6 protein-coding genes are annotated in these 5,197 nt (G+C 34.0%); 5 read left to right on the top strand and 1 reads right to left on the bottom strand.

All coding sequences use genetic code 11. The features are described from left to right. The 5 genes from BZK14_RS13180 to BZK14_RS01590 form a co-directional block, all read left to right on the top strand. Positions 1 to 1,166 (top strand): peptidylprolyl isomerase (locus BZK14_RS13180; RefSeq protein ID WP_425445326.1); only part of this gene is annotated, 1,166 nt, incomplete at its 5' end. Between the two features lies 1 nt (position 1,167). Then, positions 1,168 to 2,391, top strand: coding sequence for an SEL1-like repeat protein (locus BZK14_RS01575; protein ID WP_077924856.1), 1,224 nt, complete (start codon positions 1,168 to 1,170; stop codon positions 2,389 to 2,391). Positions 2,392 to 2,397: 6 nt separating this feature from the next. Next, entirely contained in the window at positions 2,398 to 3,399 is a 1,002-nt protein-coding gene (gene murB / locus BZK14_RS01580; RefSeq protein WP_077924857.1) for a UDP-N-acetylmuramate dehydrogenase, read from the top strand. Positions 3,400 to 3,433: 34 nt separating this feature from the next. Continuing rightward, positions 3,434 to 4,039: an MlaC/ttg2D family ABC transporter substrate-binding protein gene (locus BZK14_RS01585; protein WP_077924858.1), complete on the top strand. Its 606-nt coding sequence runs from the start codon at positions 3,434 to 3,436 to the stop codon at positions 4,037 to 4,039. A gap of 11 nt (positions 4,040 to 4,050) precedes the next feature. After that, entirely contained in the window at positions 4,051 to 4,329 is a 279-nt protein-coding gene (locus BZK14_RS01590; protein ID WP_245831117.1) for an STAS domain-containing protein, read from the top strand. Positions 4,330 to 4,409: 80 nt separating this feature from the next. Here BZK14_RS01590 and BZK14_RS01595 read toward each other — a convergent pair whose 3' ends face one another. Further along, positions 4,410 to 5,141: an amino acid ABC transporter ATP-binding protein gene (locus tag BZK14_RS01595; RefSeq protein ID WP_077924859.1), complete on the bottom strand. Its 732-nt coding sequence runs from the start codon at positions 5,139 to 5,141 to the stop codon at positions 4,410 to 4,412. Positions 5,142 to 5,197: the final 56 nt, after the last annotated feature.

Below are 5,197 nucleotides of genomic sequence, written 5' to 3' on the forward strand. Positions count from 1 at the left end.
AACGTGTTCACGCTATGAAAGCTAAACAACAAAGTAATGAAACACGTTCTGCAGATCAATTGATTATTCAATTCAGTACAGAAGCTGAAAAAGAAGCGGCAATTGCAACATTAAATAAAGTATATGATGAGTTGACTAATGGCTCATTAACTTTTGAAGATGCAAAAACGCAAGTAACAGCATTGTCAGATGGTTTATTTTATGAAACAGGTGTTGTTAAAAGATCAGAGAACATGCAATCAGTAGATCAGGCATTATTTGAAATGGCAAAAGATGAGCAATTTGCAAAACCTGTATTGAGTGAAAATGCTGTGCATTTAATTCATCTGTTAACTGTCAATGATGGTAGTGATATTTCAGATGATTCTATGATGGCAGATGCTAAAACTGCATTATTAAAAGAGAAAAAAGAAGCATTAAATGCTGAAAATATCCAAAGATTCCAGGAGGTTGCTGAGAAGAATTCAGAAAGCTTAGATCTAATTGCTCAAGAGTTTAATATAGAGCCAATAAAAACTGATTGGTTAAATATGACCTCTAAGACAGGTGAGTTAGCAGACAGCAATACATTCCAAGTAGCAACACAAGAGCTTGTCTTAACTGGTGGTAAAAATTCAGAGGCTTATCACACAGATAATCAAGAGGTGCGTATTGTGCGAGTGGAAGCTTATGAAGAATCGCGTCCTTTAACCTTAGAAGAAGCAAAAGATGAGATTCAAGAAACTTTAGCAGCAATGGAAACTTTGAAAAAAGGCGATCAAGTCATCACTGATATGAATGAGCAATTAAAGGCAGGGAAGCCATTAGAAGATATTGCTGAGGCACAAAATATTAAGATTAATCGTTTTGATGGTGTTGAAATTCGCACAATTGTAACAACTGTGCAAGATCAGCCTGAATTAATTGAGCCCTTAGTGAAAGGTTTTGAAGTTCAAAAAAGTACCCCTGCAACTTTAAATGCTATTGCAGCTAATGGCATGTTGTTTGCAGTAATGGTTAAAGATGTGATTCCTGGTAGTTTGTCGGAATATACTGAAGAAGAGCAAACTCAGTTAAAAGAACGTTTGAAATCTGATATGGCGCAAGCTGAAACAATTTTATTTATTCAAGGTTTATACGAACAAAGTAAAATTGAAACTTATCAAGTTCCATTTTTAGCGGAATAAAATGAGAAATAGTGTAATCTTTGTTGTAGCATTTATAGGGTTGGTCGCCTTCTTTATTTATGCTACAAATATTTCTAATGATAGTACTGCTAATCATATGCGCATGCTGAACTCAACTGACTCAGAAGTTGAAAAACCAAAGGAAGTGCTAGTTAAATCTACCGTTAATCAATTGAGTTTAGATAGTATTTTGCCTAATTCTGATCAATTAAAAGATTCTGAGATATTAGAAGAAGCAGAATTGTTATTAGCAAGTGGTAATGATCAGGATATTAAGAATGCTTTATCCATCTTAAATATTATGTCTGAACGAGATAATGCACGTGCAGATTATCTGTTAGCACAGTTATATGAACATGGAATTAAAGTTTCTCAGGATATGGGTAAATCGTTAGCATTGTATAAACAGTCAGCGATGAATGGTTTTGAAGATGCAAATATTTATCTATTTAACTATTATTTAGATCATGATGATATGAATGCAGAACACTTGAAAAATGCTCTAGAGTGGTTTGTGCAAGCTGCTGATCATGGTCACAATCCAATTGCTGAATATGCTTTGGCACATATGTATACAAAAGGTTTGGGGGTAGCCAAAAATATTGATCAAGCCATTGTACATTATCAAAATGCAGCAGATCAGAATTTTATATTAGCTTATGAGCCATTAGGGGATTATTACTTACAATATGGCGATAATTCTAAAAAAATTACAGATGCTTTTTTGTTGTTTCAACGTGCTGCTAATGAGGATTTTGCTTCGGCTCAATACAAATTAGGCCATATGTATGAAAGAGGCATGGGGGTGAAGCAAGATTATGAAACAGCTAGATTTTGGTATGATAAGGCTCGGCATAACCAGTTCATACAAGCCAATGTTGCTTTAGGACTATTATATGAAAATGGTTTAGGTGTGAGTAAAGATAATATGAAAGCATATGAATATTATCGCAATGCAGCAGAGGCTGGTAATGTGGATGCACAAAACTCTGTAGCACGTGCTTTTGAAAGAGGATTAGGTGTAGATCAAGATTTGGAGCGTGCAATTTTTTGGTATAAAGAGGCCGCTAAGCAAAAAGATTCTTATGCCGAATATAATTTGGGTAGAATCTTTGAAGAGTATGAATCTGTTCGTAATTTGGATGAGGCAGAAGCTTGGTATAAAGAAGCTGCTAATGCAAATATTTCTGAAGCAAAACAAGCTTTAAATCGTTTAGCAAAATAGTGATTCATGATTAAACAAAACTTTAATTTAACAAGTTTAAATACTTTTGGGGTATCTGTTTTTGCAGATTATTATTGTTGTTTGGAGAGTGAATCTCAATTAACGACATTAAGGTCATTAGTGGCGCCAATCTTTTATTTAGGCGGTGGTAGTAATATTTTATTGACCAAAAATTATCATGGCACTGTGCTGCATAACTGCATCAAAGGTATTGAAATTCTTGAAGAGGATGAAAGTTCTGTATTGGTTCGTGCTTATGCTGGTGAGGTTTGGCATGATTTTGTAACAGAAACGATTAATGCTGGTTGGTTTGGCTTGGAGTGTTTGGCATATATTCCTGGAACAGTGGGGGCAACGCCAGTTCAAAATATTGGTGCTTATGGCGTTGAGGCAAAAGATTATATTGAAAAAGTTTGCGTCTATGATTTCAAGACAGGAAACTTCGAATATTATCAAAATGAAGAGTGTCATTTTGCATATCGTCATAGTATATTTAAAACAGAGTTGCAAGATAGGTTGATCATCAGTGTTGATTTTAGATTATCTAAAAAAGCTATTGTATATCATCGTTTCTATCCTGCTTTACAAGAGTATTTAGCTGAACATGGTATTGCTCAACCAACGCCTAAAGATATTTACCAAGCTGTGATCTCTGTTCGGCAATCTAAATTACCAGAGGTTACTGAGATTGGTAGTGCGGGAAGTTTTTTTAAAAACCCTGTCATTACTACACAGCATTTTTCTGAATTATCCATTAGGTTTCCTCAATTATCATCTTATTTTTATGATGAAGATCATGTGAAAGTACCTGCTGGTCAGTTGATTGATATACTAGGATTTAAAGGTAAATATGAAAGTAATGTCGGAATGTATGAAAAGCAGGCTCTAATTTTAGTAAATTTAGGTGGAGCCACTGGTGAGGCTTTACATCAACATAGTATTAAAGTTATGAATGCTGTGTATGAAAAATTTAAAATTTGTTTAGAACCAGAAGTAATTATTTTATAATTGCTTTTGAATATTTATTAATAGGAAAAGACGTATGAAACTTTTAAATATCTTTAAATCTATGGTTTTAGTTGGCCTGTTCTCATTGTTTTCAGTGGGACATGCTGCTGATACACCAGAGCAGACTATCGAGAAAGCTTCTACTCAACTCATTAATGCTTTGAAAAAAGAAGAAGCAGTGTTAAAAAAAGACCCAAAACAACTGTATAGCTTTATTGAGAAAACAGCTGTGCCGTATTTTGATTTTAATACAATGTCACAATGGGTGATGGGTCGTTCTTGGAGAGATGCGACACCTGAACAAAGAAAACGTTTCATGGAAGAGTTTAAAAAGCTATTAGTAAATGCATATGGTAGTGCTTTATTAGAATATACTGATGATAAAGTGAATGTGTTCCCATTGCCACCTAATGCTAAAAATAAAAATGAAGTAACTGTTAAATCTGAAATTACATCATCTAGCCATAAACCTGTAGCTGTTAATTATTCCATGATTAAGTCTGGTGGAAAATGGTTAGTTTACGATGTTTCTATCGAAGGTGTTAGTATTGTCACTAGCTATCGTGGTGAAATTCGTGAGTTAGTGAATGCAAAAGGTATTGATGGTATGATCAGTACATTAGCTCAAAAAAATAAATAAGGTGTAATTTTATGGATATGTGTTGCATTGCGTTAGAAAGTCCAAATCAATATCAGTTGAGAGGGGATTTTGATAAATTTACAATCCCTGAAAATGATAAAGTTATTCGTGCTTTGTTTAAAAGTAATGCACCATCAATCTTATATTTAAATACTATTTCTAGTTGTGATAGTGCTTTAGTTGCTTTATTGATTAGTTATAAACGAGATTATCCTGAGCTTGAATTGTCTAATCCGCCAGAGCAATTAAAAAAGCTATTATCACTTTATAATGTTGAAGATTGGTTTTAGTATTTATATTTATAATCTTAAAAAGAAAAGGGAGTCTCATGACTCCCTTTTTTGTTGTTAGTATTTTATAAGGATTTGTATTAATCAAATTGGAAGATATTCTTTAGGAAATCTTTTGCACGATCACTAGGTTCACCGTCAAAAAACTCATCTTTTGTTACATTATCAATGATTTCTCCTTGATCCATAAAAATAATACGATCAGCAACTCTGCGTGCAAAGCCCATTTCATGCGTTACACACATCATTGTCATACCTTCTTGTGCCAATTCCACCATAACATCTAAAACTTCATGAATCATTTCAGGATCTAACGCAGATGTTGGTTCATCAAATAACATCACAACAGGATCCATAGCTAAGGCACGAGCAATAGCAACACGTTGTTGTTGCCCACCTGATAATTGGCTAGGAAATTTATGAGCGTGTGCGAGTAAGCCAACTCGATCTAATAAATTCATGGCCTTTTTATGAGCATCATCAGGATTGCGTTTTAAGACTTTTGTCTGTGCAATGATTAGGTTTTTTTCAATGCTCATATGAGGGAAAAGCTCAAAATGCTGAAAAACCATACCAACTTGAGATCGCAGATGAGACAGATTAGTGTTTTTATCTGTGATATCTGTATGGTTAACAATAATTTTACCTTCTTGAATAGGTTCAAGTGCATTCACGCATTTTATTAAAGTGGATTTACCTGAGCCTGAAGGACCACAAACAACCACAACTTCTTTTTCTGCAATGTCTGCAGTACAATTATTCAGTACTTTAAAATTACCGTAGTATTTACCTACATTTTGGAAATGAATCATATTTTGTTCCTTGATTGAATATAACGTACGCCACTTGAAACAGAGAAGCAGATAAC

Origin of the sequence: Wohlfahrtiimonas larvae, assembly GCF_002006755.1 — a bacterium.
GTDB classification, from domain to species: Bacteria; Pseudomonadota; Gammaproteobacteria; order Cardiobacteriales; family Wohlfahrtiimonadaceae; genus Wohlfahrtiimonas; species Wohlfahrtiimonas larvae.